Raw genomic sequence first — 399 nt, 5'->3', positions numbered from 1 at the left:
ACTCCAGCCTGCGCTGGCCGTTTGATTAACATCGTGCAGGAGACGCTCAACGTGAAGCGAACGGATCTGGCGGAAACCTTCGTCACGGCGGTGACGGATTTCGATATCACTACTGCTTCCCTGGACGAGGTACGTGCCATTCAGGAGCTGGTTTACGAACGCAAAGTGGTGGCACTGAAAAACCAGATATTGACCCGTGAGGAATATCAGCAGTTCGCAGCCTGCTTCGGGGAACTCGAGCAGTTCAAGCTCAAGAGCTACCACGACCCTGAGTATCCGAACATTCTGGTGATCAACAACCGCAACGGCGCTGGGGCGGTCGGTGCGCGCAAGCTCGGCAACATGTGGCACAGCGACTCCAGTTACCTGGCCGAGCCACTGCCGTTGACCATGCTACAC

At 56.6% G+C, this 399-nt stretch carries 1 protein-coding gene; it reads left to right on the top strand.

Annotated elements, in window-relative coordinates:
* Positions 1 to 33: 33 nt before the first annotated feature.
* The coding region (locus D7Y13_RS44355; RefSeq protein WP_167508837.1) for a TauD/TfdA dioxygenase family protein at positions 34 to 399 on the top strand (366 nt) is incomplete at its 3' end.

Source organism: Corallococcus praedator, from assembly GCF_003612125.1.
Taxonomy (GTDB): Bacteria; Myxococcota; Myxococcia; order Myxococcales; family Myxococcaceae; genus Corallococcus; species Corallococcus praedator.
The sequence above is the reverse complement of the archived record's forward strand: the minus strand, read 5'-3'. Positions and strand labels throughout refer to the sequence as shown.